Origin of the sequence: Prochlorococcus marinus XMU1419 (assembly GCF_017695955.1) — a bacterium.
Taxonomy (GTDB): Bacteria; Cyanobacteriota; Cyanobacteriia; order PCC-6307; family Cyanobiaceae; genus Prochlorococcus_A; species Prochlorococcus_A marinus_AD.
Genome location: NZ_JAAORO010000003.1, coordinates 329,619 through 351,511, shown reverse-complemented (window position 1 = coordinate 351,511; position 21,893 = coordinate 329,619). Strand labels below are relative to the sequence as shown.

The 21,893-nt window shown below is 30.4% G+C and carries 25 protein-coding genes; 12 read left to right on the top strand and 13 right to left on the bottom strand.

Going from position 1 to position 21,893, the window contains the following annotated elements:
* The first annotated feature begins 32 nt into the window (after positions 1–32).
* The 7 genes from HA151_RS08060 to HA151_RS08030 all read left to right on the top strand — a co-directional run bounded on the left by HA151_RS08060 (position 33) and on the right by HA151_RS08030 (position 4,543).
* A complete protein-coding gene (locus HA151_RS08060; protein WP_209107155.1) occupies positions 33–185 on the top strand; it encodes a high light inducible protein in 153 nt (50 codons plus the stop codon).
* A gap of 26 nt (positions 186–211) precedes the next feature.
* Positions 212–1,258 carry a 23S rRNA (adenine(2503)-C(2))-methyltransferase RlmN gene (gene rlmN / locus HA151_RS08055; RefSeq protein ID WP_209106943.1) on the top strand — a complete coding sequence of 349 codons (1,047 nt, stop codon included), beginning with the start codon at positions 212–214 and terminating at the stop codon, positions 1,256–1,258.
* Between the two features lie 212 nt (positions 1,259–1,470).
* Positions 1,471–2,238, top strand: a complete 768-nt coding sequence (locus tag HA151_RS08050) for a HEAT repeat domain-containing protein (protein WP_209106942.1) — start codon at positions 1,471–1,473, stop codon at positions 2,236–2,238.
* 138 nt (positions 2,239–2,376) lie between these two features.
* Entirely contained in the window at positions 2,377–2,592 is a 216-nt protein-coding gene (locus HA151_RS08045) for a DUF2997 domain-containing protein (protein WP_209106941.1), read from the top strand.
* Positions 2,579–2,971 carry a DUF1257 domain-containing protein gene (locus HA151_RS08040; RefSeq protein ID WP_209106940.1) on the top strand — a complete coding sequence of 131 codons (393 nt, stop codon included), beginning with the start codon at positions 2,579–2,581 and terminating at the stop codon, positions 2,969–2,971. Before HA151_RS08045 ends, HA151_RS08040 begins: the two co-directional genes overlap by 14 nt.
* Positions 2,972–2,979: 8 nt before the next feature.
* Complete coding sequence (locus tag HA151_RS08035) at positions 2,980–3,339, top strand: ferredoxin (RefSeq protein WP_209106939.1); 360 nt, start codon at positions 2,980–2,982, stop codon at positions 3,337–3,339.
* A 10-nt stretch (positions 3,340–3,349) separates the two neighbouring features.
* A complete protein-coding gene (locus tag HA151_RS08030; RefSeq protein ID WP_209106938.1) occupies positions 3,350–4,543 on the top strand; it encodes an aldo/keto reductase in 1,194 nt (397 codons plus the stop codon).
* A gap of 2 nt (positions 4,544–4,545) precedes the next feature.
* Here the strand turns inward: HA151_RS08030 and rsmG are convergent, their stop codons facing one another.
* Complete coding sequence (gene rsmG / locus HA151_RS08025) at positions 4,546–5,259, bottom strand: 16S rRNA (guanine(527)-N(7))-methyltransferase RsmG (RefSeq protein WP_209106937.1); 714 nt, start codon at positions 5,257–5,259, stop codon at positions 4,546–4,548.
* A gap of 89 nt (positions 5,260–5,348) precedes the next feature.
* On the opposite strand from rsmG, the gene HA151_RS08020 reads away from it, so the two are divergent.
* Together HA151_RS08020 and HA151_RS08015 are read left to right on the top strand one after the other, a co-directional pair.
* Positions 5,349–5,789 carry a J domain-containing protein gene (locus HA151_RS08020; protein WP_209106936.1) on the top strand — a complete coding sequence of 147 codons (441 nt, stop codon included), beginning with the start codon at positions 5,349–5,351 and terminating at the stop codon, positions 5,787–5,789.
* Between the two features lie 16 nt (positions 5,790–5,805).
* Positions 5,806–6,063, top strand: coding sequence for a DUF3143 domain-containing protein (locus tag HA151_RS08015; protein WP_209106935.1), 258 nt, complete (start codon positions 5,806–5,808; stop codon positions 6,061–6,063).
* Positions 6,064–6,071: 8 nt separating this feature from the next.
* Here the strand turns inward: HA151_RS08015 and bioA are convergent, their stop codons facing one another.
* From bioA to HA151_RS07990, 5 genes are read right to left on the bottom strand one after another with little or no spacing between them, the layout of a single operon-like run.
* A complete protein-coding gene (bioA, locus tag HA151_RS08010; RefSeq protein WP_209106934.1) occupies positions 6,072–7,373 on the bottom strand; it encodes an adenosylmethionine--8-amino-7-oxononanoate transaminase in 1,302 nt (433 codons plus the stop codon).
* A complete protein-coding gene (gene bioD, locus HA151_RS08005) occupies positions 7,374–8,039 on the bottom strand; it encodes a dethiobiotin synthase (RefSeq protein ID WP_209106933.1) in 666 nt (221 codons plus the stop codon).
* Positions 8,036–8,806, bottom strand: coding sequence for a methyltransferase domain-containing protein (locus HA151_RS08000; RefSeq protein WP_209106932.1), 771 nt, complete (start codon positions 8,804–8,806; stop codon positions 8,036–8,038). The genes bioD and HA151_RS08000 overlap by 4 nt, the downstream gene beginning before the upstream one ends.
* On the bottom strand, positions 8,799–9,503 hold the full coding sequence (locus tag HA151_RS07995) for a hypothetical protein (protein ID WP_209106931.1): 705 nt from the start codon (positions 9,501–9,503) through the stop codon (positions 8,799–8,801). The genes HA151_RS08000 and HA151_RS07995 overlap by 8 nt, the downstream gene beginning before the upstream one ends.
* Complete coding sequence (locus HA151_RS07990) at positions 9,500–10,639, bottom strand: aminotransferase class I/II-fold pyridoxal phosphate-dependent enzyme (RefSeq protein WP_209106930.1); 1,140 nt, start codon at positions 10,637–10,639, stop codon at positions 9,500–9,502. Before HA151_RS07990 ends, HA151_RS07995 begins: the two co-directional genes overlap by 4 nt.
* Before the next feature lie 139 nt (positions 10,640–10,778).
* Between HA151_RS07990 and HA151_RS07985 the strand changes: the two genes are divergently transcribed.
* Positions 10,779–13,502 carry a DEAD/DEAH box helicase gene (locus tag HA151_RS07985; protein ID WP_209106929.1) on the top strand — a complete coding sequence of 908 codons (2,724 nt, stop codon included), beginning with the start codon at positions 10,779–10,781 and terminating at the stop codon, positions 13,500–13,502.
* Between the two features lie 11 nt (positions 13,503–13,513).
* On the opposite strand, the gene HA151_RS07980 is transcribed toward HA151_RS07985, so the two are convergent.
* Together HA151_RS07980 and purB are read right to left on the bottom strand one after the other, a co-directional pair.
* Entirely contained in the window at positions 13,514–14,899 is a 1,386-nt protein-coding gene (locus HA151_RS07980; protein ID WP_209106928.1) for a class II fumarate hydratase, read from the bottom strand.
* Between the two features lie 49 nt (positions 14,900–14,948).
* Entirely contained in the window at positions 14,949–16,244 is a 1,296-nt protein-coding gene (gene purB, locus HA151_RS07975) for an adenylosuccinate lyase (RefSeq protein WP_209106927.1), read from the bottom strand.
* Positions 16,245–16,527: 283 nt separating this feature from the next.
* On the opposite strand from purB, the gene HA151_RS07970 reads away from it, so the two are divergent.
* Positions 16,528–17,340 (top strand): TlyA family RNA methyltransferase, encoded by an 813-nt coding sequence (locus tag HA151_RS07970; protein WP_209106926.1) that lies wholly within the window; start codon positions 16,528–16,530, stop codon positions 17,338–17,340.
* Between the two features lies 1 nt (position 17,341).
* Here the strand turns inward: HA151_RS07970 and HA151_RS07965 are convergent, their stop codons facing one another.
* Together HA151_RS07965 and HA151_RS07960 are read right to left on the bottom strand one after the other, a co-directional pair.
* Positions 17,342–17,680, bottom strand: a complete 339-nt coding sequence (locus tag HA151_RS07965) for a P-II family nitrogen regulator (RefSeq protein WP_011377098.1) — start codon at positions 17,678–17,680, stop codon at positions 17,342–17,344.
* A gap of 24 nt (positions 17,681–17,704) precedes the next feature.
* On the bottom strand, positions 17,705–17,950 hold the full coding sequence (locus HA151_RS07960; RefSeq protein WP_209106925.1) for a hypothetical protein: 246 nt from the start codon (positions 17,948–17,950) through the stop codon (positions 17,705–17,707).
* Positions 17,951–18,127: 177 nt separating this feature from the next.
* Here HA151_RS07960 and queF point away from each other — a divergent pair, with 177 nt between their 5' ends.
* Entirely contained in the window at positions 18,128–18,538 is a 411-nt protein-coding gene (gene queF / locus HA151_RS07955; RefSeq protein WP_209106924.1) for a preQ(1) synthase, read from the top strand.
* Here queF and HA151_RS07950 read toward each other — a convergent pair.
* From HA151_RS07950 to HA151_RS07940, 3 genes are all read right to left on the bottom strand, one after another.
* Positions 18,535–19,821, bottom strand: a complete 1,287-nt coding sequence (locus tag HA151_RS07950; protein ID WP_209106923.1) for a cytochrome c biogenesis protein ResB — start codon at positions 19,819–19,821, stop codon at positions 18,535–18,537. The genes queF and HA151_RS07950 overlap by 4 nt on opposite strands.
* Positions 19,822–20,478 carry a cytochrome c biogenesis CcdA family protein gene (locus HA151_RS07945; RefSeq protein WP_209106922.1) on the bottom strand — a complete coding sequence of 219 codons (657 nt, stop codon included), beginning with the start codon at positions 20,476–20,478 and terminating at the stop codon, positions 19,822–19,824.
* A gap of 82 nt (positions 20,479–20,560) precedes the next feature.
* The gene (locus tag HA151_RS07940) at positions 20,561–21,787 is read right to left on the bottom strand and encodes an FtsW/RodA/SpoVE family cell cycle protein (RefSeq protein WP_209106921.1); all 1,227 of its coding nucleotides are present in this window, start codon (positions 21,785–21,787) and stop codon (positions 20,561–20,563) included.
* Positions 21,788–21,893: the final 106 nt, after the last annotated feature.

The following is a 21,893-nucleotide window of genomic DNA, read 5'->3' as shown; positions in this document are numbered from 1 at the left end:
GTGATTAGAATAGCTTCTTTGATATGTAAGTGATGATTAAACCAGAGATTGTCCCCAAAAGAAAATTACCTCGTTATGGATTTCATTTTTATAATGAGAGACTTAATGGAAGAATGGCTATGATTGGATTTGTTGCACTTATTCTTACCGAATTCTTTTTAAAACATGGTTTGCTGTTATGGTAAAAATAGTCTTGAACTAAAAATACAATTTGAAAAATCTTCTTGGAAGTAGTATTAGGGATTTAGAAAATGTTGCTTTAAATTATGGTCAAGCTGCATTTAGAGGCCGTCAAATTTATAAATGGATATATAACTTTAGAAATAAAAAGAAAAATATTGATGAAATAGATGTATTACCACTAGATTTTAGACAAAAATTAAAAGATGATGGTTTTAAGATAGGTGAACTAAGTTTTCAAGAAAAATGTTTAGCTAACGATGGTACTCTCAAGTTATTACTTTCGACAGGCGATAAAGAAAGTATTGAGTGTGTCGGTATACCAACTGAAAAAAGGCTTACTGCGTGTCTTTCAAGTCAAGTTGGGTGCCCTATGGACTGCAAATTTTGCGCAACTGGTAAGGAGGGTTTGAAGAGATCTTTAAAAGCAAGTGAAATATTAGATCAAATTTTATTTATTGAAAATGAAATGAATAGAAAAGTAACTAATATTGTTTTCATGGGAATGGGTGAGCCATTGCTGAATATTGATGACTTACTTCTCTCCATTAGATCTATAAATGAGGATTTTCAGATTAGTCAGAGAAAGATAACTGTAAGCACAGTTGCTGTTCCAAAAATGATAAGAAGATTATCAGAAAAGTCTTTTCAAATATTAGGTAAATGTCAATTTACACTAGCAATAAGCTTACATGCTTCAAACCAAAAAACACGAGAAATGATAATACCAAGTGCAAAAAACTACGAGATCAAAAATATAATTGAAGACTCTAAGCAATTTGTAAAAGATACTGGTCGTAGGGTTAGTTTTGAATATTTAATGCTAAGTGGGGTTAATGACAAATTACAACATGCCAATGAATTGAGTAATTTGCTAAAAGGTTTCCAATGTCATGTAAATTTAATACAGTACAACCAAATCGATGAGGTTGAATTTAAAAGAGCATCATTAAAAAATCTTCAATTATTTCAATCCAGACTTTCTAATAATGGTATCAAGGTTAGCTTGCGAAAAAGTAGAGGTCTAGATAAAAATGCTGCATGTGGTCAGTTAAGACAAAATGCAAGAAATAAATAATACTATCTATGGAAAATTTTTTAAAAGTATATTTAACAGGTTATTATTGACTTAATTAATTTTGAATCTTTGGGTTTTATTAAGACAAAAATTTTACCTTTCGCTATCGTCGCGCTTTTCGGGATCGCCTTCTTTGCAGTAAGTGCAAGAATTTGGTTACCAGGAGATATGATGTCGCCTGCCCCACTGAATTAATTTTTTAGTTTTTGAAAATGACAAAAAATAAGGATCCTAAAAAAGAAAGCCTAGCTGAAATTGCAGTCGATCCAGATGTTTTGGCTAAAGAACTGGCTTTAGAGATTGAAATAGATCCTTTAGAGCAAATTGATGAAGATGCTTTTTCAAAAGGTTTAAACATAACTCAAGAGTGTAATGAAGCTTTAAAAATGCTAGAAGGAAGCAGAGAAGAAAGAATCCAGGGTTTAAGAATATTTTGTGAATACAGAGATCAAAGATCTTTCCCTCTTTTATTACCATTACTTGATCAACCTTGTCCTGTTGAAAGAATGAGTGCGGTATATGCTTTAGGTCGTAATCCTTGTCCTAGCGCAGTCCAGAAACTTGTTAGTCTTTTGGAAACTGATGATAATGCATACGTAAGAAGAGCGACTGCATGGAGTCTAGCTAATTATGATAACCAAATTGTTTTAGAGCCATTAATAAATGCTTTGAAGAATGATGTAGCTGCAGTAAGGTTGTGGTCATCTAGTTCTTTAGCGGAAATTGGAAATGTTTCTTTGGAAAACGCTCAATTAGCAGCAGAACAGCTTTTAATAAGTTTAAAAATAGATAGTGAACCAGGTGTTAGAAGTAATTGCATTTGGTCATTGTGTAGATTGTACGAAAAATTAAATAATGCATTTCAAGAAAGTTTTGTTGATGAATGTACCAAGATAGCCCTTTTCGATAAAGAACCTTCCGTTATGGAAGAAGCAAAAACTGCTTTAGATTCAATGGGGATGCAAGCTTTTTATAATTAAATTTTTTAATAAGTGCGCGACTAGAAAATAATTTATCGTATATTCAATATAAAAATTAAAATTAATTAACTTGTACCAACTGAAACAAAAAATTTTCGTTATTGTGTATAAAGTAAATTTACTCAGTACTTGGATTTAATGCCTCAAAAAACATTGAGATTCAAAATTCATCAAGACGGAAGAGTTGAGGAGACTGTTGAAGGATTTATTGGTAATTCATGCAATGAAGCTACAAAAAATCTTGAAGATGCTCTAGGAAAAGTAACAGTTAAGAATAAATCCTCTGATGCTTTCATCTCTAATCAAAATGAAAATTTAAAACAACTTAAAAACGAATCTAATGTCACATTTTAGTACCATTAAAACGCAGCTAAAGGAATCAAAGCCTTTAATTAATGCCCTAAATCATCTTGGTTATACTATTAATCAAGATCAAAAATCTGTCAAAGGTTACAAGGGACAGTTTACTGATGTAGATATAAGCATGAATTTACCTGGTGATACAAAAGTTGGTTTTAAATGGAACAATAATTCAAATGCATATGAATTAGTCACTGATCTGGACTTATGGCAATTTGAAATTCCAGTTGAAAGGTTTATTTCTAAAGTTACTCAGATGTACGCTTATGAAACAATTATTTCAAAGACAAAAAATGATGGATACCAAATTGTTGAAGAGAAAAACCAAAATGATGGTTCTATTGAATTGGTTTTGACAAAATGGGATAGTTAAATCACTCTATGGATTTTGCTGATCCATTGGATAATTTTGAAGAAAATAATGAAATTTCAGGTTTTGAGCCTGTTTTAGGTGGTAAGTTAGCCGAAAAAGCTGTTTGGGTTGATGAGGCTAAATGTATTGGGTGCCAATATTGTGTACATGTTGCTTCCAACACTTTCTTAGTCGATGAATTTCATGGTAGAAGTAGAGCTGTAAGACAAGATGGAGATAGTGTTGATGTTATACAAGAAGCAATAGATACATGCCCTGTTGATTGCATCCATTGGGTGAAATTTGAAGAATTGGATGATTTAGAGAATAGTCTTGATAGGGATATGTTTCAATCATTTGGAAAACCACCAAGAATGAATAAGCATTAATTTCGTAAAAATGGAATATCGAAGATTTGGACGAACCAACCTAAATATTCCTATTTTATCTTTAGGTGGCATGAGATTTCAAAAAAGTTGGGACCAATTAGATTTTTCTGAGATTTCATATGAAGAACAAAATAAAGTAGAAAATATTTTAAATCTCGCAAACAAACATGGCTTAAGTCATGTAGAAACTGCAAAGTATTATGGAACTTCAGAGTTGCAATTAGGAATGGGTTTTAAACATACTAAAAAAATCCCAAACATTATTCAAACAAAGATTCCTCCAAATAATGATCCTGCCATCTTTGAGAAAGACGTCATAACAAGTATTGAAAAATTGAAAGTTAAGAAAATTGATTTGTTAGCAATACATGGCATTAATACTGATGAACATTTACATCAGGCTATTAAAGATGGAGGTTGTATTGATATTTTAAGGAATTTTCAAAAAGAAAATATAATTGGGAATATTGGATTTTCTACCCATGGAAGATCTTCGCTCATTGAGAAGGCTATTTCAACAAATTTATTTGATTATGTAAATTTGCACTGGTATTTCATAAATCAAGAAAATACAAAGGTTATAAATTTAGCAAATAAGTATGATCTTGGGGTTTTTATAATAAGTCCCACTGATAAAGGGGGACATCTTCATACACCCTCAAACAAAATGTTGGAACTTTGTAGACCACTTCATCCTATAATTTTTAATGATCTTTTTTGTTTAAGAAATAAACATGTCCATACCCTTAGTGTGGGTATTGCGAAAGAGGCAGATTTTGATTTGCATTTAGAGGCTATTTCGTTGTTATCAGAATCCGAGAATTATGTTCCAAAGATATTAAATAGATTAAGGGATGAATCTATTAATGCTTTAGGTTTTGAATGGTATCAGAATTGGAATAGAAATTTACCGAGTTGGGAATATACTCCTGGTAATATTAATATTCCTGTTTTGCTATGGCTTTCAAATTTAATAGATTGGTTGGATATGGAAGGATTTGCAAAAGCTAGATATCAACTACTAGGAAATGGAAGTCATTGGTTCCCAGGATCTAACGCTAATTTACTAGATGTGGATGTTTCTGAAGGCCAATTATTGAAAGTTTTAGAAGGTCATATAAATCCAAAAAAAGTTATAAGAAAATTAAGAACTTTAAAAGAAAAGTTTGGAGATAATGTTGCTAAAAGATTATCAAAGAAATAATTTCATAATGGATTTTTCTCAGGTTTACCAACTTTCCTAGGGTAAATTTTGGGGCAAAAATCTTTAGGTTTAATAAGAATAATATTTCGGGTGCCTTTATTTCTTGGTAAGTTAATCCCTTTTTTTTCTCTAACTTTGCCTTCTAATATTTCTAAAGTTTTATTTAGATTTTTACTTTCTTCATCATTCCATTTCCCACAATATAAAACTCCTAATCCTTCTTTTTTTAGCATTGGTATTATATATTCTGAAACTGTTGATGGATTACTCACCGCTCTAGTAGCAGCTATATCGAAACTATTTCTCATTGACGATTGATGGGCTAAATTTTCAATACGATCATTAATTACATGAATTTTGTTTTTGAAATTGATCTCTTTAATTAAAGCTTTAAGTGCATCTGTTTTCTTTTTTGAAGAATCAACTAAGTATATTTCTGAAGTAGGATGAGTTATGGCATAAGCTAAACCAGGAAAACCACAGCCAGATCCAATATCTAAAAATTTTTTATTATCAAAATTAATATTAGTGAAAGTTTTAAAGGGCCAAATGCTGTCAAAAACTTGAGATACCCAATAATCATCATCATTAATTAACCTTGTTAAATTAATTTTATTATTTAATTCTTTAATTTTAATTTGTAATTCTTGAAACATAATTATCTCTTCTTCAGTTATTAAGGGAAAAATTTCTTCTGGGATGTTTAGGTTTTTCATTTCGTTATAAATATAAATTTTTACCATTCATTGAATTTATTCTATTTATTAAAAATTTATTAGAATTACAATATTAATAAAAGGTTATTTTGAAAGGGGAAATTTCTTATTACAAAATTTTAGGTGTAGATGAAAATGCCTCAAATCATGAATTAAGAAAGGCATTTTGTAAACTTTCCATTGAGTTGCATCCTGATACAACTTCTCTAGAAATAGATGACGCTAAAAATAAATTTCAAGAAGTTTTGGAAGCTTATGAAAATTTGAATAATAGTAATTTGAGGAAAATATATGATGACAAACTCAAGGAAAAATCTAGAAGTAAGAAAAATACTAAAGTTTTAAATAATTTAATAGTCGACTCAAATAATCAAAATTTAATAGGAAATAGAAGACCTTTTTCAAATGGGGAATTGTTTTCGTTATTTCTTTTATTTATTATCATTGTTATTAGTTTGATTGGTTCAATTTTTATTGCCTTTTTTTCTGGCAAAGAATTAGATACAATACCTATCTGGTTAGTAAAATGATATTTTAAAAAAGTCTGTGAATTTCCATAAACAACCTATAAACCAACATTCACTTAAATCATTGGAATTGTGGCTAACTGATTTGGGTGCTGTAAAGGATGTTAATAATCCATCTAAATGGTACCTGTTACTTTCTAATTGGAATGCAACTATTATTTTTGAACAAGAAGATTTAAGTGTTATCTGGGAAAGTGAAGGACAAGAAACCAAAAGACTATTTTCCTATTGTATTAATAGAGAAGATGTCGAAAATGCAATACTGCAGGGACCTTAAATTTCTTACTACAGATTGTTTAAGATTTGCCTTATTACCCTGTAACTTTTTTCTAATTGATCATCTGTTATACAAAGAGGTGGTAATAGGTAGATAACATTCCCTAGGGGCCTAATAAATAAACCTTGCTCCATTGCAATACTCTTTATTTCTTTTCCTATATTATTGAAATAACCTTTTTTGTTACCGATATCTAAATCGAAAGCAGCAATTGTGCCGCATAGCCTTATCTTTTTTATATAAGGTAAGTTTTTAAATTTAATTAAATGAGATAAATGTTTTTCTTCAAATGAAAGGTATTTGTGTGGTTCTTTTTCTAATAAATCAAGGCTAGCGTTTGCAGCAGCACAACCTAAAGGATTTGCAGTAAAACTATGTCCATGCCAAAAAGTTTTTCTTGGGGAATCATCAATAAAGGATTGAAAAATTTTTTCTTTACATAAAGTTATTCCCATCGGCAAAAATCCACCGGTTAAGCCTTTTGAAATACTTATTAAATCAGGAATGATTTTTGCCTTTTGAAATGCAAAAAGGGTTCCACATCTGCCAAAACCAGTCAAGACTTCATCGGCAATTAATAAAGAATTATTATTTTTTACAATTTCTGAAACTTTTTTGATAAATTGAGGCCTAACCATATTCATTCCTCCTGCTCCTTGAACAAGTGGCTCAAGGATTACTGCAACTGTGGGAGTTTTAAGAAGAGTTTCTAATTTTTGGATCGCTTCATTTTCTTTATTTACTACTTCTTTATCGTTCATCCAAGTTGAAGGCCATGGGGCTCTCCTCACTGGAAACATAAGATTATCGAAATTCTCATTAAAAATATTTCTTTCACCTAAAGCCATTGCTCCAAATGTATCGCCATGATATGCACCATCAAATGCTACTATTTGAGATCTTGTCTCTCCTTCATTTTGCCATGATTGGAAGGCAATTTTTAAAGCAACTTCTACTGCAGTAGAACCGTTATCAGAAAAGAATAATCTTTCTAGCTTTGTTAATTCACTAAGTCTTTCTGCTAATTTTTTTGCCTGTGGATGTAAGAAATCAGCAAATATAACTTGCTCAAGTTTTCTTGATTGATCGAAAATTGCATCAGCAATATATTCGTTACTGTGACCATGAAGAGTTACCCACCAACTACTTATTGCATCTATTAGCTCTTTTTTAGGATCTTTAGTAAATAGGAGAGCATCTTTACCATGAGTTACTTCTATTTGCGGTTTACTTTTATTGATTTGTGTAAAAGGTGGCCAAATATTTGGGTGCCAATTTTGATTTGGAATTTTTGAATTCAAAGATTTCATTTAACTTATTTTTGAATTTAAAAGTGAGATTAATTTATTTTTGATGTCAAGTTCTTTCCATAGTATGTCTAAATTATTTGAGTCCATTTTTTTGATGTAAGGAAATTCAGTAATTAAGGGAATACCACTAAAATCAACAAGTGTTTTTGGATTATCAAAGTGTTTTTTGCCATTTACTACTAAACCCAGAATATCAATATTTCTTCGTTTTAAGGCCTCAATACTAAGCAGAGTATGGTTTAGAGTGCCAAGTGAGCTTTTGCATACAAGTATTACAGGAAGATTCCATTGTTTTATTTGATCTATTTGCAAAAAATTGCGTGTTATTGGAACCATTAATCCACCTGCAGTTTCTACAATTAATGAGTCTTTTACTTTTGGCAATCTCAACATGTCAAAGTTAATAGTCTTTTGATCTATTTCGGCAGCCCAATGAGGAGAGAGAGGTTTTGTAAACACATAAGCTTCTTTAATTATTTTCTCTTTACTTACTTGTGCAAGTTTTTTAACAGTTTGACTATCAGTTTGCGATTCAATACCACTTTGAATAGGCTTCCAATAAAAGGAATTTAATCCTTTAACAAAAAACGAGCTTATTAAAGTTTTCCCAATATCAGTATCTGTTCCACAAATTATAAATTTGAAAATACTATCCTGACTACTCATAATTTCTTTATAATTTGAATCTCAATTTGCCATGAAAGGTTTACTGTATTATTGTAATTCTTTGGCCAGAACTTTTGAATTTCTTTTAACTCTTTCACTGATTTGCGTTTACAGTTTGTCGATTGTGCCCCAACATTTTTAATACTTCTAAAAAGCTTATATACATCTTCAAAATTTTCAAGATAATTAAACTGTTCTGAATAATGTATTTCAGTTGATTTGAAATCTTTTAATAATTCTTTAGAGCAAATAAAATTAAGACCACTATATTCAATATCAATTTTTCTACAAGTATCTTTCCATTCAGGAAAACAATCTTTTGTTGGATATGAAATGATTAAGAAACCTCCAGGCATTAATTTACTAAACCAATTTTTTATTATCTTTTCTGGGTTGTTTAACCAATGTATGCAAAAGTTAGATATTAATAAAGTACAGTTATTGATTTCAGGAGGTAAATCATTATTCAAATCCCACAAAATTTTTTTTCTAGATAATTTATTCTCAAGAAGCATTTTTTTGCTGAAATCGATTCTGGATACTTTTTGGGAAGAAAATTTTTTTTCTATTTCATCAGCTAATAATCCTGGTCCTGATCCTAGATCTATCCATTCACCTTTTTTTTGGGGATTTAATTCTTCGATAAAGTGAACTATCTTTTGCGCAAAAAACTTCTGAATTTTTGAATACTTTAAATAACGATATGCAGCATCATTGAAATTATTTTTTATTTTTTCATTCCACTTTTTATTATCCATTTCAACCATTAAGTGTATTTTGTATAATCTCGTATAAATTTAAATTATTCAAGCAATGACCTTGTTCTGCTAATTTAATTAAAATAGGCTTCCTATAGAGTTGTTTATTTAAGGAATCAAAAAAATTATTATTTGATTCGTCGTCAAGAATCAAATCATTTTCTGACTTTATAAAAATAATTTTGCAATCTTTTTTTAAAAATGCTGGAAAATCTCTACTGATATAAAGTTGTTTTAAATCACTTAAAAGAAGCGTTTTATTTAAACTCTCTAAACTTTTATAAAAGATATTTTTAAAACTATTATTTAGATCATTTGGCATAAATGATCTATGTATAAATTCTTTTAACATATCCTTTGGTTCTCCCTTTATGATTTTTGTTTCCATTCTTTTTAGAGACTTCAAAATAAAGTTTCTCTTATTACTTACAGGAAGAAAATTATTAAAAGAATTTATCAGAACAATATGAGTTGCTTCTTTTAAAATTTTCTTTTGAATTAAATGAAAACCATATGAATGGCATAAAGTCATTCTGATTTCTTTTTTTGAATCGGTTTTAATCCATTTAGCTTGATAATTATTTGTTGAAAAATAGCCTCTTTCATTATCTTGCCAATACCAATTATTATTTAAAAAATCAACTTTATAATCATCCCAGAAATGTTTATTTAGTCCCCAACCATGTTGAGTAATAATTTGTTTCATTTAAAATCTTTTAATACTTTGATGAAATTCTTTAAAAGATTAAAATCTAAGTTTCTTCTTATTGTTATTCTGATTCTTGATTGACCAACTGGAACAGTTGGAGGTCTTATCGCAATAGCTAAAAACCCATTTTTTTCGAGATATTTTTGTAGATAAATTGCGTTTTCTTCTTGGCCAACAACAATTGATAAAATGTGAGAATCTCCTTTAACTGGAAAACTAAAATTTTTAATAATTTCATTCTTCCATACCTCAGCAGAAGATAACAAATCATTCCCCCATTCTTTATTTTCTACAATTTTTTTTAGACCTTCTAGTGCCCCTGCTGCTAAAGATGGAGCAAGCGCGGTTGTATACCTAAATGCACCACTTGTTTGGATAAGATATTCACCAATTTCTGAATTGGTAGCTATGAAAGCTCCACCGCTTCCAAATGCTTTTCCAAAAGTTCCAGTAATCATAGTTATATCTGAACGGTAATTGAAACTTAAACCCCTACCTTCAGGGCCTAATATCCCAATTGAATGAGCTTCGTCAACTAATAATTGAATACTATTTTTTTTGCAAATTTGTGTTATTTCTCTGAGCGGAGCAATTGATCCCTCCATGCTATAAAGAGATTCAACAACAACTAAAATGGAACTTTTTTTAGGTTTAGATTTAATAATTTTATCTTCTAAATCTTTTAAATTATTGTGTGCAAATCGAATCAGTTTTGCTTGTGTAGCTTTGATTCCCACTAATAAAGAGTTATGAATCAATTTATCTGCTATTACAATACTATTTCTGTTTGCTAAAGACTGTATAGCGGCTATATTTGCTTGAAATCCGCTTGGGAAAATAAATACTTTTTGTTGATCAAGCCACTCGGCAAGTTCTTTCTCTAATAATTTATGTATTGGTCTTGAACCTGTAATAAACCTAGAACTTCCTGCACCAAAACCTTCTGAAAGGCTTATTTCGTAACCAGCTTTTATTAAATCCTTGTCCCTACTTAATCCAAAATAATCATTACTACATAAGTCTATAAGTTTTTTATTATGCGAATTTAAACTTATAAGTTCGAATGGTTTTTTACCTAAAGAAAATGTTTTTAATTTACGAATTCTATTTTTTGGAATTTTTATTTTTTTCATTTTAGTAAAATAAAATGTAATGTACTTAATTAAAAAGATTTAGATTTACTGTTAAAGTTTGCAAGGTATTTTTTGTTTATTAATATCTATATAGATCATATATTAAGAAGTTAACTCATCCTCTCTTCAATCACAATTATTGCTTAATTTAGAGGAATATTTCCCTTTTCCGCTAGATGATTTCCAATTAGAAGCAATACAAGCTATTAATAGCGGAAATTCTGTTGTTTTAACGGCACCAACAGGTTCGGGTAAAACATTGATAGGTGAATTTGCTATATATAGAGGTTTATCTCATGAGAGCAGAGTTTTTTATACAACACCTTTAAAGGCTCTATCAAATCAAAAGTTTAGAGATTTTGCTAATCAATATGGTGAGGATAAAGTTGGTCTTTTAACTGGGGATATAAGTATAAATAGAGAAGCACCAATCTTAGTAATGACTACTGAGATTTTTAGGAACATGCTTTATGGCGAATTTGATGAATTTGATGATCCCTTAGAAAATTTAGAATCTGTGATTCTTGATGAATGTCATTACATGAATGATCCTCAAAGAGGAACAGTTTGGGAGGAAACCATAATCCATTGTCCTACAAGAATTCAAATAATAGCTTTATCAGCAACAATCGCCAATGCAGATCAACTACAAAATTGGATAGAAAAAGTTCATGGACCCACAGTACTAATTAATAGTTATAAGAGACCAGTTCCACTTGATTTTATTTTTTGTAGTATTAAAGGCCTACATCCACTTTTAAATAATAAGGGTAATGGAATTCATCCAAACTGTAAGATTTGGAGAGCTCCTAAAGGGCAGAAAAAGAGAGCAAAAGTTGGAAGGATAATGCAACCAAAGTCGCCCTCAATTGGATTTGTGGTCTCAAAACTAGCTGAACGAAATATGTTGCCTGCTATTTATTTTATTTTTAGTAGAAGGGGATGTGACAAGGCTATTGAGAATATAAAAGATTTAACTTTAGTAAGTTATTCAGAAGCAAATATGATATCCCAAAAATTAGATATTTATCTTAAAAATAATCAAGAAGCAATTAAAGATAAATCTCAATGTGAAGCATTAAAACGCGGTATTGCATCTCATCATGCTGGATTATTGCCTGCATGGAAAGAATTGGTTGAGGAATTATTTCAGCAAGGTTTGATAAAAGTTGTTTTTGCAACTGAAACTCTTGCTGCAGGAATTAATATGCCTGCAAGAACCACTGTTATTTCTTCTTTATCAAAAAGGACAGAAGATGGGCATAGATTATTATTTAGCAGCGAATTTTTGCAAATGTCAGGAAGAGCTGGAAGAAGAGGAAAAGATACTCAAGGATATGTTGTTACATTGCAAACAAGATTTGAAGGTGCTAAAGAAGCGAGTGCACTGGCTATTAGCAAACCAAATTCTCTAGAAAGTCAATTCACTCCAAGCTATGGAATGGTACTTAATCTTTTACAAAGTTATACGCTAGAGAAGTCAAAAGAATTAATTAAAAGAAGTTTTGGTAGTTTTTTATATGCAGGTGAATCCTTAGGTGAGAATGTAATTCTTGAAAATTTAGATAAGGATTTAATTGAATTAAAAAAAATTACATCTAACTTTTCATGGAAAGATTTTGATGCCTACGAAAAGTTAAAAAATCGTCTTAAAGAAGAGAGAAGACTCTTAAAAATTTTAGAAAAACAGGCTGCAGAAAAATTATCAGAAGAGATCACTAATGCACTCCCATATATTGATGAAGGAAGCTTAATTTCAATTAAAGCACCTCAAATTAAAAGAAAAATTGTTCCAGGATTAATTTGTAAGAAAATATATGAACACAAAAAAATAAAAAGTTTGTTGTGTTTGACAATTGATAATTTATTTATTCTTATAAAACCTTCTTACATAGTAAGTATTTTTAATGATTTGGACGCAATTGATGTCTTAGAACTTGAAGCACCAAAGATGTATTTTTCTGGAGAGGTTATTACGGGAGATGATATTTCGCAGTTTTTTGCAGATAGAATTTTAGAAGTTTCTAAAAAAATTGATTTACAAACTCCACAATATGACTTGACAACGGAAGTTTTAGCACAACAGCAGCAAATTAATAATTTAGAAGAAATAGTAACTGATCATCCCGCACATAGATTTGGAGACTCCAGGAAATTAAAGAAATATAGAAAAAGAATTGTCGATGTTGAACAAGAAATAAATATGAGAAAAAAACTTCTTGAGGATAAAGAAAATCATAACTGGAGGACTTTTACCAATTTGATTAAAATTTTGAATCACTTTGGTTGTCTGAATGATTTGGAATTAACAGAAGTTGGACAAACAGTTGGTGCAATAAGAAGTGAAAATGAATTATGGATTGGTCTTGTTTTGGTCAGTGGTTATTTAGATGATTTAGACCCTCCTGAATTAGCTGCAATTATTCAAGCTATATGTGTTGACATAAGGAGACCTAATCTTTGGTGTAATTTCAAGCCCTCTTTAAAGGTAATAGATGTTTTTAATGAATTAGATGTTTTAAGAAAATTAGTTGCTTCTCAACAAAATAAATATAATGTTGATATCCCAATCTATCTTGAAACAGAGTTGACTGGAATTATTCTTGAATGGGCAAGGGGTAGAAAATGGAAAGATTTGGTTTTTAATACTTCATTAGACGAAGGTGATGTAGTAAGGATCATTAGGAGATCAATCGATGTTCTATCGCAAGTTCAATACTGTATTGGGGTTAGTAATAAATTAAAAAGCAAAGCAAAGCTTGCATTAAAAGCTATTAACCGGTTCCCTGTTACTGAATCAAATGATCTTATAAAAGTTTCTGACGATATTAATCCAGCAACAAAAAGAATTGACAATAATTAGTAAGTTTTCCATCAAGTCATTGAATCAATATTCATGGCCTCATCAAATTCATCCTCATCTAAATATCCTAACTTAAGTGTTGCCTCTTTTAAATTTAATGATTCTTTGAAAGCAAGTTTTGCGATATCAGCTGCTTTTTCATAACCAACTTTTGGTACTATGGCTGTAACTAACATTAGTGAATTTTCTAAATTTAACTTCATTTTCTTTTGATTAGGTTCCATTCCATCAACTAATTTTATTCTGAAGTTTTCTATTGCGTTTTTGAGTAATTTTAAACTTGTAAGGATATTAAACCCAATAAGAGGCTTATATTCATTCATCTGTAAAGTGCCGCTAGAATTAGCCATTGAAACTGCATATTCAAGACCCATTATCTGAGTGCAAACCATTGATAAAGCTTCGCATTGAGTAGGATTCACTTTGCCAGGCATAATAGAACTTCCTGGTTCATTTTGAGGGATAATTAATTCATATATTCCTGATCTTGGACCAGAAGATAAAATTTTTATATCATTTGAAATTTTAAATAATGCACCTGCTAATATTTTTAGCTGACTCATTACTTGAGCTAGACGATCATGCGAGGCCATGATAGAAAAATTATTTTTTGATTTATAGAACATTAGATTAGTATCATTGGAAATTGATTTTATAGACTCTTCACAAAATCCTTTTGGACAATTAATCCCTGTACCAACTGCAGTTCCTCCCAGAGGTAAGAAATACAATTCATTCAGACTATTAATAATTGCATTCTCAGCATCTTTAAGTTGCTCTGACCATGCTGATATTTCTTGCCCAAAAGTAAGGGGCACTGCATCTTGAAAATGGGTTCTTCCTATCTTTATAAGGTCTTTCCATTCTTCACTTTTTTTATCAAGGATCTTCGTAAGTTCTCTTATCGTTGGAACTAAATTTTTGATTATTTCATTAACTACAGATATTTGAATAGCAGCAGGAAAAGTATCATTAGTTGACTGGGATTTATTTACATCATCATTCGGATGAATTGGTTGATGACTACCAAGCTCTGAATTTGTTTTTAATGCTGCAATATTGGAAATTACCTCATTAACATTCATATTTGTTTGCGTGCCACTACCTGTTTGCCAAACCTTTAAGGGGAACTGCGAATCATGAAGCCCATCAAGTATTTCTGTACATGCTTCTACAATCAAATCTTTTTTTCTTTTATCTATTAACCCTAAATTGAAATTCGCAATTGAAGCAGCTTTTTTTATGAGAGCGAGTGAATAAATTAACTCAATTGGAATTAATTCTTCTCCAATAGAAAAATTTATTATCGATCTTTGTGTTTGAGCACCCCACAAAGCTTCCATGGGAACCTCTATTGTTCCCATACTATCTTTTTCAATCCTAAAGTTTTTTGTCATTATTCCTCTGAAAACACTGGTTGAACTTAGATAAGGTTTTCAGTAAATCCTAGATACCTAACTTCTCCCATATTACACTTAAATTATTGAGATGAATTGAAGGATTAAAACATTCTTCTAAGTCACTTTGATCAATAAAATCCATTATTTCATCATCTCTCTCTATATTTTGTTTGAAATTACCATTCTGGGTATTCCAGGCTTGATGCGCATTTTTTTGTACTAAGCTGTAAGCTTTTTCTCTAGACATGCCCTTCTCTACAAGCAAAAGTAAAACTTTCTGACTAAAGATTACACCACCATATATATTTAAATTTTTGAGCATATTTTTTGGATAAACTTCCAAATTGCTCACTATATCTTTCATTTCCCTGAGCATAAAATGCAAACAGATTGATACGTCAGGTAACATGATACGTTCATTTGAACTATGGCTTATATCTCTTTCGTGCCAAAGTGGAACATTTTCGAGTGCTGTTAAAACGTAACTCCTCAAAATTCTTGCTAAACCGCTTACTCTTTCACTTCGAATAGGATTTCTTTTATGAGGCATTGCAGAACTTCCTTTTTGCCCTTTTGTAAAGCCCTCCTCAACTTCTAAAACATCAGTTCTTTGCAAATTTCTTATTTCAGTTGCGAATCTATCTAGAGAAGCGCCAACTAGTGCAATAGTTTGTACATATTCTGCATGTCTGTCTCTAGATATAACCTGCGTACTTGCTGTATCTGGTTTTAAGCCAAGTAAATCACAAGTTATCTGTTCTACTTTGGGATTCGTATTAGCGTAAGTGCCCATTGCACCACTTATTTGCCCAATTGCTATAGATTCTTTCAGGGTTAACAATCTTTTTTTGTTTCTTATAATTTCTGCTAACCAACCAGCTAGTTTAAAGCCGAAGGAAATTGGCTCCCCATGAATCGCATGAGATCTGCCAATCATTAATGTATTTTTATGCTCCCTTGCTAATAATCTAACTTCATTTTCTAGGTTCTCAATTTCTTCTAATAGCAATTCGCAAGAATCTTTTAACTGAAGAGATAAGCCAGTATCAAGGACGTCACTACTGGTCATACCAACATGTATGAATCTTCCAGAATCTCCTACAAATTCATTAACGCTTGTAAGAAATGCTATGACATCATGTTTAACTTCTTTCTCAATTTCTCTAATTCTAGATTCATCAAACTTCGCATTTGAACGTATCTCTTTCATGGCATTCTCAGGAATTTTCCCGAGAGAAAAGTTTGCTTCACATGCAGCTATTTCAACTTTAAGCCAACTCTGGAATTTTGCGCTTTCAGTCCAGATTTTTCCCATTTTGGGTAATGTGTAACGCTCGATCACAATTTTTATTAATTATCAATTTAAACTTTATAACCAAAATCGAATTATTGCCTTATACCTTAAAGATGTACTTGCCATTGAACATATTTGTCTGATTATTATTTTCTTATGTAACGTTTTACTGGCTAATAAAGAAAGCTTAAATATTAAAATGTTTGCGTTTTATTCCTTTCTTTAATAATGGGTAATTATTTAGTTCTAATTTAAAATTGTAAGGTATTAAAGAATTTGGACCTTTATCTTGTGAAAGTTCATTATTTATTAGTTTTTTATTGATTAATATATGATTAAAAAAAGTAGATTAGACCTTTATCTTCTAAATAAAGGTTTATGTGAAACTCGTCAAAAAGCTCAAGGTTTAATTCTTGCTGGCAAGGTTAGAGATATCAATGGAAAAGTATTGGACAAACCTGGACAACCAGTATTAATTGGATCTGAATTTTTTATTGATTCCGAACCTATGTTTGTATCAAGGGGCGGCGATAAGTTACTGGAGGCATTTAAAAAACTTGAAATTAAAGTAAAAGATAAAATATGTATTGACGCAGGAATCTCTACTGGGGGATTTACTGATTGCTTATTGCAACAAGGAGCAAAGTTAGTTTATGGGATAGATGTTGGTTATGGACAGACTGCATGGAAGATTAGAAATAACCCAAAAGTCATACTTTTTGAAAGAACTAATATTCGAAATTTAAAACCTAATGATCTTTTATCTAGAAGTAATAAATTACCAAATTTTGTGGTTGCTGATTTGTCTTTTATTTCATTAAAGTTAGTTTTTAAATCTATTGGTTCTTTATTAGAAGGTGATTGTATTGAGGGAATATTTTTAATTAAACCTCAATTTGAGGTGGGTAAAGATAAAGTGGGTAAGGGAGGTGTTGTTCGCAATCCTAAATTCCATACTGAGGCTATAGAATCTGTTATTTCTGCTGCTCAGAATTCCCAATGGAATATAAAGAATTTGATCGCTTCTCCTCTAGTAGGTCCTGCTGGAAATCATGAGTATTTGGCATGGATGACCTTAGGAAGTCGTTCAAATAAAAGGATTAATAGTGAATATATACAAAATTTGGTAAAAGAAACTCTTTGAATTAAAGAGCTTCTTCATCTTTGTCACCAGTTCTAATTCTCACAACAGAATCAATTGATGTGATGAATATTTTTCCGTCACCTATTTCTCCAGTTTTTGCTGCTTCAGCAATTGCATCTATAACTGAATTAACCTTCTCATCTTCTACGACAACTTCTACTTTGAGTTTTTGAAGGAATTCAACAGTAAATTCGGAACCTCTATATCTTTCAACTTGACCTTTTTGCCTTCCAAAACCTCTGACTTCACTAACTGTCATTCCAACAATACCAGAGTTTACTAATGCAATTTTTACATCCTCCAGCTTAAATGGACGTATGATTGCTTCAATTTTCTTCATGATTAAAGATTGAATATTCCTATTTTAATTGTTTTTTGGGAAAACATCCAACATTGAAATATCAGAAAAACATTTAATATTAAGGCCTGCATCCAAAGCGTCTTCAATTAATAATTGGGAATTTTCTTCAGAAATTATTACTGTACTATTTGACAACGCTTCCCACTGATCATTCTCAAAGTGTGTTTGAAGCCATAACATTCCAATTGCGCTTTTAGGTTGAAGGGATTTATTTAAGTCGCTATCAATTGTTATCAAACAAATGTCCATTAATTTTTCATTGAACTAAACACATATAACCTTTTTAACCGTCATTATGAATGTTACAACTGATACAAAAATAAGATTTAGCAGCTTTTGACGTATGCAATTGTAATACTTAGGCTTTTTGGGATTTTGCAGATTTTGATCTTTTTATATAGTTTTAGTAAATGAGTTCTACTAAAAATGAGTACAGCTAAATTAGAAGGTTCGACGCAAAAACCACTTTATGGTGAAAGAATTATTGAAGAATCAAAAATAATTTGTTTCGATAATCCAAATAAGAAAAGAATTTATGAAATTTCTATCCAGTTACCTGAATTTACATGTAAGTGCCCCTTTTCTGGTTATCCAGATTTTGCAAAGTTAAATATTATTTATCAACCTAATTTGAAAGTCTATGAGTTGAAGTCTTTAAAACTTTATATTAATAATTTTAGAGATATAAAAATATCACATGAGGAAGTTGTTAATAGAATTATGGATGATTTAGTGAATGAAGGCTCACCTCACTGGATACATTTAAATGCTTCATTTAACCCCAGAGGTAATGTTTCTATGCAATTAGATATTTTTAGTGGACAGAAAAAAAATTAAAAATTTTTTATTTCTTCTGATATCTTAAAAAATTCTTTTTTAAAACCAACTAGATTTTTATTGCTAAGACCTCCTATAGATAACTTTTGTGATTCTTGATTTACAAGAATCCATAATTGGTTAGTTGGGACGAGACTTATTATTGTTCCAAAAATTATTAAAATAAAAGAAAAATAAATAAATGGTATTGAAGGATCATTTTTAATTATTAATCCACTGCTGGGAATTATTTTTTTTAAAGATACTTTTGAAGAATTTACTTCCAAAGGATTGTCATTGATATAAAGATTATTCCCGGAAAAATTTTCTAAATTTGAAATTTTAAGTGGACCATTTTCATTATCTATTGTTAAAAGGAAATTTTTCTTTGTCTCCGATCCTAATTCAACTAAAACTCCCCAAACTTGATTACCGATTTCTGGAATCTCCTTTAATTGTAATTGATAAAGTATATTATCTATTTCTAAAACAACATTGGATATTGCCCAATCAGCTTGATATATAGTTAATCCTTTAAATCTGATTGGGTTATTAACTTTGGCAGTTTTTATCTTATTTAAATTTAGGTCTTTAGAAGAAAAATTTAATTTTGAAATAAACTGTTTGGGTACTCCATCACTCTCTCTTTCTATAGAAAAATCGACTAATTTTACATTTGCTTTTGAGTTTGCGCTCTCATTAACGAGATCCAAACTTTCTCCAGGCATTAAATATTGTTCTTTTGATTGACTTGTAAAACTTCCATATGCTGAACCTATAAGTAAGACTATTAATCCGATATGTACAACTAAAGGTCCAATTTTTCCAATTAAACCTTTTCTTGCAGAAATATGACTTTTAAATTTGTAAGTTTTCCATCCTTTTTTTTTAAGTAATAAATCTACTTTTGATAAATGGTCTCCATTTTGATTGATTGGGTGACTAGTAGTTAGTTGTAGTTTGCTAAATTTTTTTTCGCTCTTGTATTCAATCCATTTTAATGAAGCTTTTAATGAAGGGATTTGCCTCCTGAAACTGCAAGCTGCTAGCGACATGCAAAGAAGAATTAATGTAAATAAAAACCAAAAGCTTGTATATATGTGATCCAATTGAAGTTTTAAGACTTTTTCACCATCTAAAAATCCAAAAATGGGAGCACTATCGAAATTATCAATATAGAATTTATAATTATTTCCTTGAGGTATAAAAGTACCTATGCCACTAGTAATAGCTATGAAGATTATTAGTAATATGGCGAATCTTAAACTTGATATTTTTAAAATTAGATTCTTAAAAATAATCATTTAAATCCAACTTGAAAATAAATTTAATAACCCTAGGGAAACTAAAAATATCCCACTTAAAGTAGGAATTATTTGACTAAATTTTCTAAGCTCTAAAAATTGTTTTAAGTTTTCTGCAGTAGCTCCTGCAACAATTAAAGGGGTTACTTGGCCTATCCCAAAGAAAAATAAAAAAATAATAGAAATTGTAGGGTTTTTAGCTTGCGATACCCAAGCCAAAAGAGTTGCTAAAACTGGAGTAATGCATGGTGAAGAAGCTAGTCCAAAAGTAGTCCCTATTGCAAAAGGTGCTATAAAAGTTGGTATTTTATCTTCAATAATTTTTATATCAGGTCCATTTGGGAACTGAAATTTTAGAATCCCTAGTAAATTTAAACCCATTATTATTGCTATCAAGGCAACTACCGAAGTGTAATAAGATGGGATTTGCCCATATATTCTACCCAAGAATCCACTAGCAGCACCAAGGGCAACAAGTGAAAAAACGACTCCTCCTGAAAAACTAATAAGTTTAAATTTATTTTTCTCTGTTCCTCCTATATAAGCAATAGTGATAGGTAATAATGATAATGAACATGGACCAAGACTCGTTAGAAGTCCTGCGCTGAAAACCAAAAAAATAGTAAATGGGCCAGGATTATTAAGACCATTCTGCATAAGCAGAATACCCTTCTGAGATAATTCTGAAATAACTAAATTAAATGATTCGATAACCTGACTTAATTCTTTTAAATTCTAACTAATTAAGGGACTTTCGTGTATTAATCATACCTATGAATCCTGTTGATTCTAATGAACATCTCAGTAACATTCCTGCAATAAAAAAAGATGCTATTAAAGAATTTCCACCATAACTAATGAAAGGTAGTGGTAAGCCTGTAGTAGGCATGGATCCTGTTGCCACAGCAATATGCATTATCGATTGACCTGCTAACAATACACCACATCCGATAGCAACTAATTTTGTATAGTTGTTCCTGCACTTAAGACTAATTCTTAGGCTTATTAAAGAGAAAACTGCTAAAAATCCTAAGAATAAAGTACAACCCAACAAACCAAATTCTTCTGCAAAAATGGCAAAAATAAAATCTGTATACATAAACGGTAAATATTGTAATTTTTGCATAGAAAGTCCAAAACCTTGGCCAAATAGACCACCTGAACCTATAGCTAATAAACTCTGAACCAATTGAAATCCGCTTTCCTGTTGATCTTTCCAAGGATTAATAAATGAAGTAACTCTAAGTTTTTGATATTCATTATTGAGGATACTAATGCATCCAGTTACGAATCCTAATGAAGCAAATGAGCAAAGAGAGCTAAGTTTTACGCCTCCACAAAAACCCATTACCCAAAAAAGAATTCCAGTTAATGATGCAGTACTTAAATTAGGTTGTTTAAGTATTAATAAAATTAATAAACCAAAAGAGAATATTGAAATTAATTTTTTATCATTCTTTATCAGATTCCAATGAGCAAAAAGGTTAGAAGCTTCAAGAATTAGAAAAGGTTTTATTAATTCAGATGGTTGCAAACGTAAAAAACCTACTACTAGCCATCTTGAAGAGCCATTAACTGTAATTCCAGTAATATTGGTTAGAAAAATTAAAAAAAATAAAATATAAAAAATAATTCTTGAAAACTTTAAAAGACTTCTAATGTTCGTATTAAGAACAGAATAAAATAGACCAATGCCTGGAATTGTCCAAATAATTTGTTTTTTTAAGAAATAAGCCCAATTTCCCATTTCCCTACTAGCTACCCACCAACTCGATGATCCTAGTATGCATATTCCTAATATTGACCAAATTCCAATTAGGACAATGAGGATTTTTGCCTCATAAGGCCATATCGTCCAGGGTAAGGGAAATATAGAGTCTGTTAAATTTTTTTTGTAATTAGAATTGTAGGTTTTTTTTCTTTTAGAAATTCTTTTATATTTTATTTTTTCTTGACTTATCTCCAATTTTTTAGATGTATATGTACTATTGAGACGTTTAAATGAGATTTTGCCAAGTCTTTTATTAACGTTTTAAAGTGTTAAAGCAATTAAAAAGATGACTTTTCATAAA

Coding starts and splice junctions, on each gene's coding strand:
- HA151_RS08060 (WP_209107155.1), top strand. CDS start 33: ATGATTAAACCAGAGATTGTCCCCAAAAGAAAATTACCTCGTTATGGA.
- HA151_RS08050 (WP_209106942.1), top strand. CDS start 1,471: ATGACAAAAAATAAGGATCCTAAAAAAGAAAGCCTAGCTGAAATTGCA.
- HA151_RS08045 (WP_209106941.1), top strand. CDS start 2,377: ATGCCTCAAAAAACATTGAGATTCAAAATTCATCAAGACGGAAGAGTT.
- HA151_RS08040 (WP_209106940.1), top strand. CDS start 2,579: ATGTCACATTTTAGTACCATTAAAACGCAGCTAAAGGAATCAAAGCCT.
- HA151_RS08035 (WP_209106939.1), top strand. CDS start 2,980: ATGGATTTTGCTGATCCATTGGATAATTTTGAAGAAAATAATGAAATT.
- HA151_RS08030 (WP_209106938.1), top strand. CDS start 3,350: ATGGAATATCGAAGATTTGGACGAACCAACCTAAATATTCCTATTTTA.
- rsmG (WP_209106937.1), bottom strand. CDS start 5,259: ATGAAAAACCTAAACATCCCAGAAGAAATTTTTCCCTTAATAACTGAA.
- bioA (WP_209106934.1), bottom strand. CDS start 7,373: ATGAAATCTTTGAATTCAAAAATTCCAAATCAAAATTGGCACCCAAAT.
- bioD (WP_209106933.1), bottom strand. CDS start 8,039: ATGAGTAGTCAGGATAGTATTTTCAAATTTATAATTTGTGGAACAGAT.
- HA151_RS08000 (WP_209106932.1), bottom strand. CDS start 8,806: ATGGTTGAAATGGATAATAAAAAGTGGAATGAAAAAATAAAAAATAAT.
- HA151_RS07995 (WP_209106931.1), bottom strand. CDS start 9,503: ATGAAACAAATTATTACTCAACATGGTTGGGGACTAAATAAACATTTC.
- HA151_RS07990 (WP_209106930.1), bottom strand. CDS start 10,639: ATGAAAAAAATAAAAATTCCAAAAAATAGAATTCGTAAATTAAAAACA.
- HA151_RS07980 (WP_209106928.1), bottom strand. CDS start 14,899: ATGACAAAAAACTTTAGGATTGAAAAAGATAGTATGGGAACAATAGAG.
- HA151_RS07970 (WP_209106926.1), top strand. CDS start 16,528: ATGATTAAAAAAAGTAGATTAGACCTTTATCTTCTAAATAAAGGTTTA.
- HA151_RS07965 (WP_011377098.1), bottom strand. CDS start 17,680: ATGAAGAAAATTGAAGCAATCATACGTCCATTTAAGCTGGAGGATGTA.
- HA151_RS07960 (WP_209106925.1), bottom strand. CDS start 17,950: ATGGACATTTGTTTGATAACAATTGATAGCGACTTAAATAAATCCCTT.
- queF (WP_209106924.1), top strand. CDS start 18,128: ATGAGTACAGCTAAATTAGAAGGTTCGACGCAAAAACCACTTTATGGT.
- HA151_RS07950 (WP_209106923.1), bottom strand. CDS start 19,821: ATGATTATTTTTAAGAATCTAATTTTAAAAATATCAAGTTTAAGATTC.
- HA151_RS07945 (WP_209106922.1), bottom strand. CDS start 20,478: ATGCAGAATGGTCTTAATAATCCTGGCCCATTTACTATTTTTTTGGTT.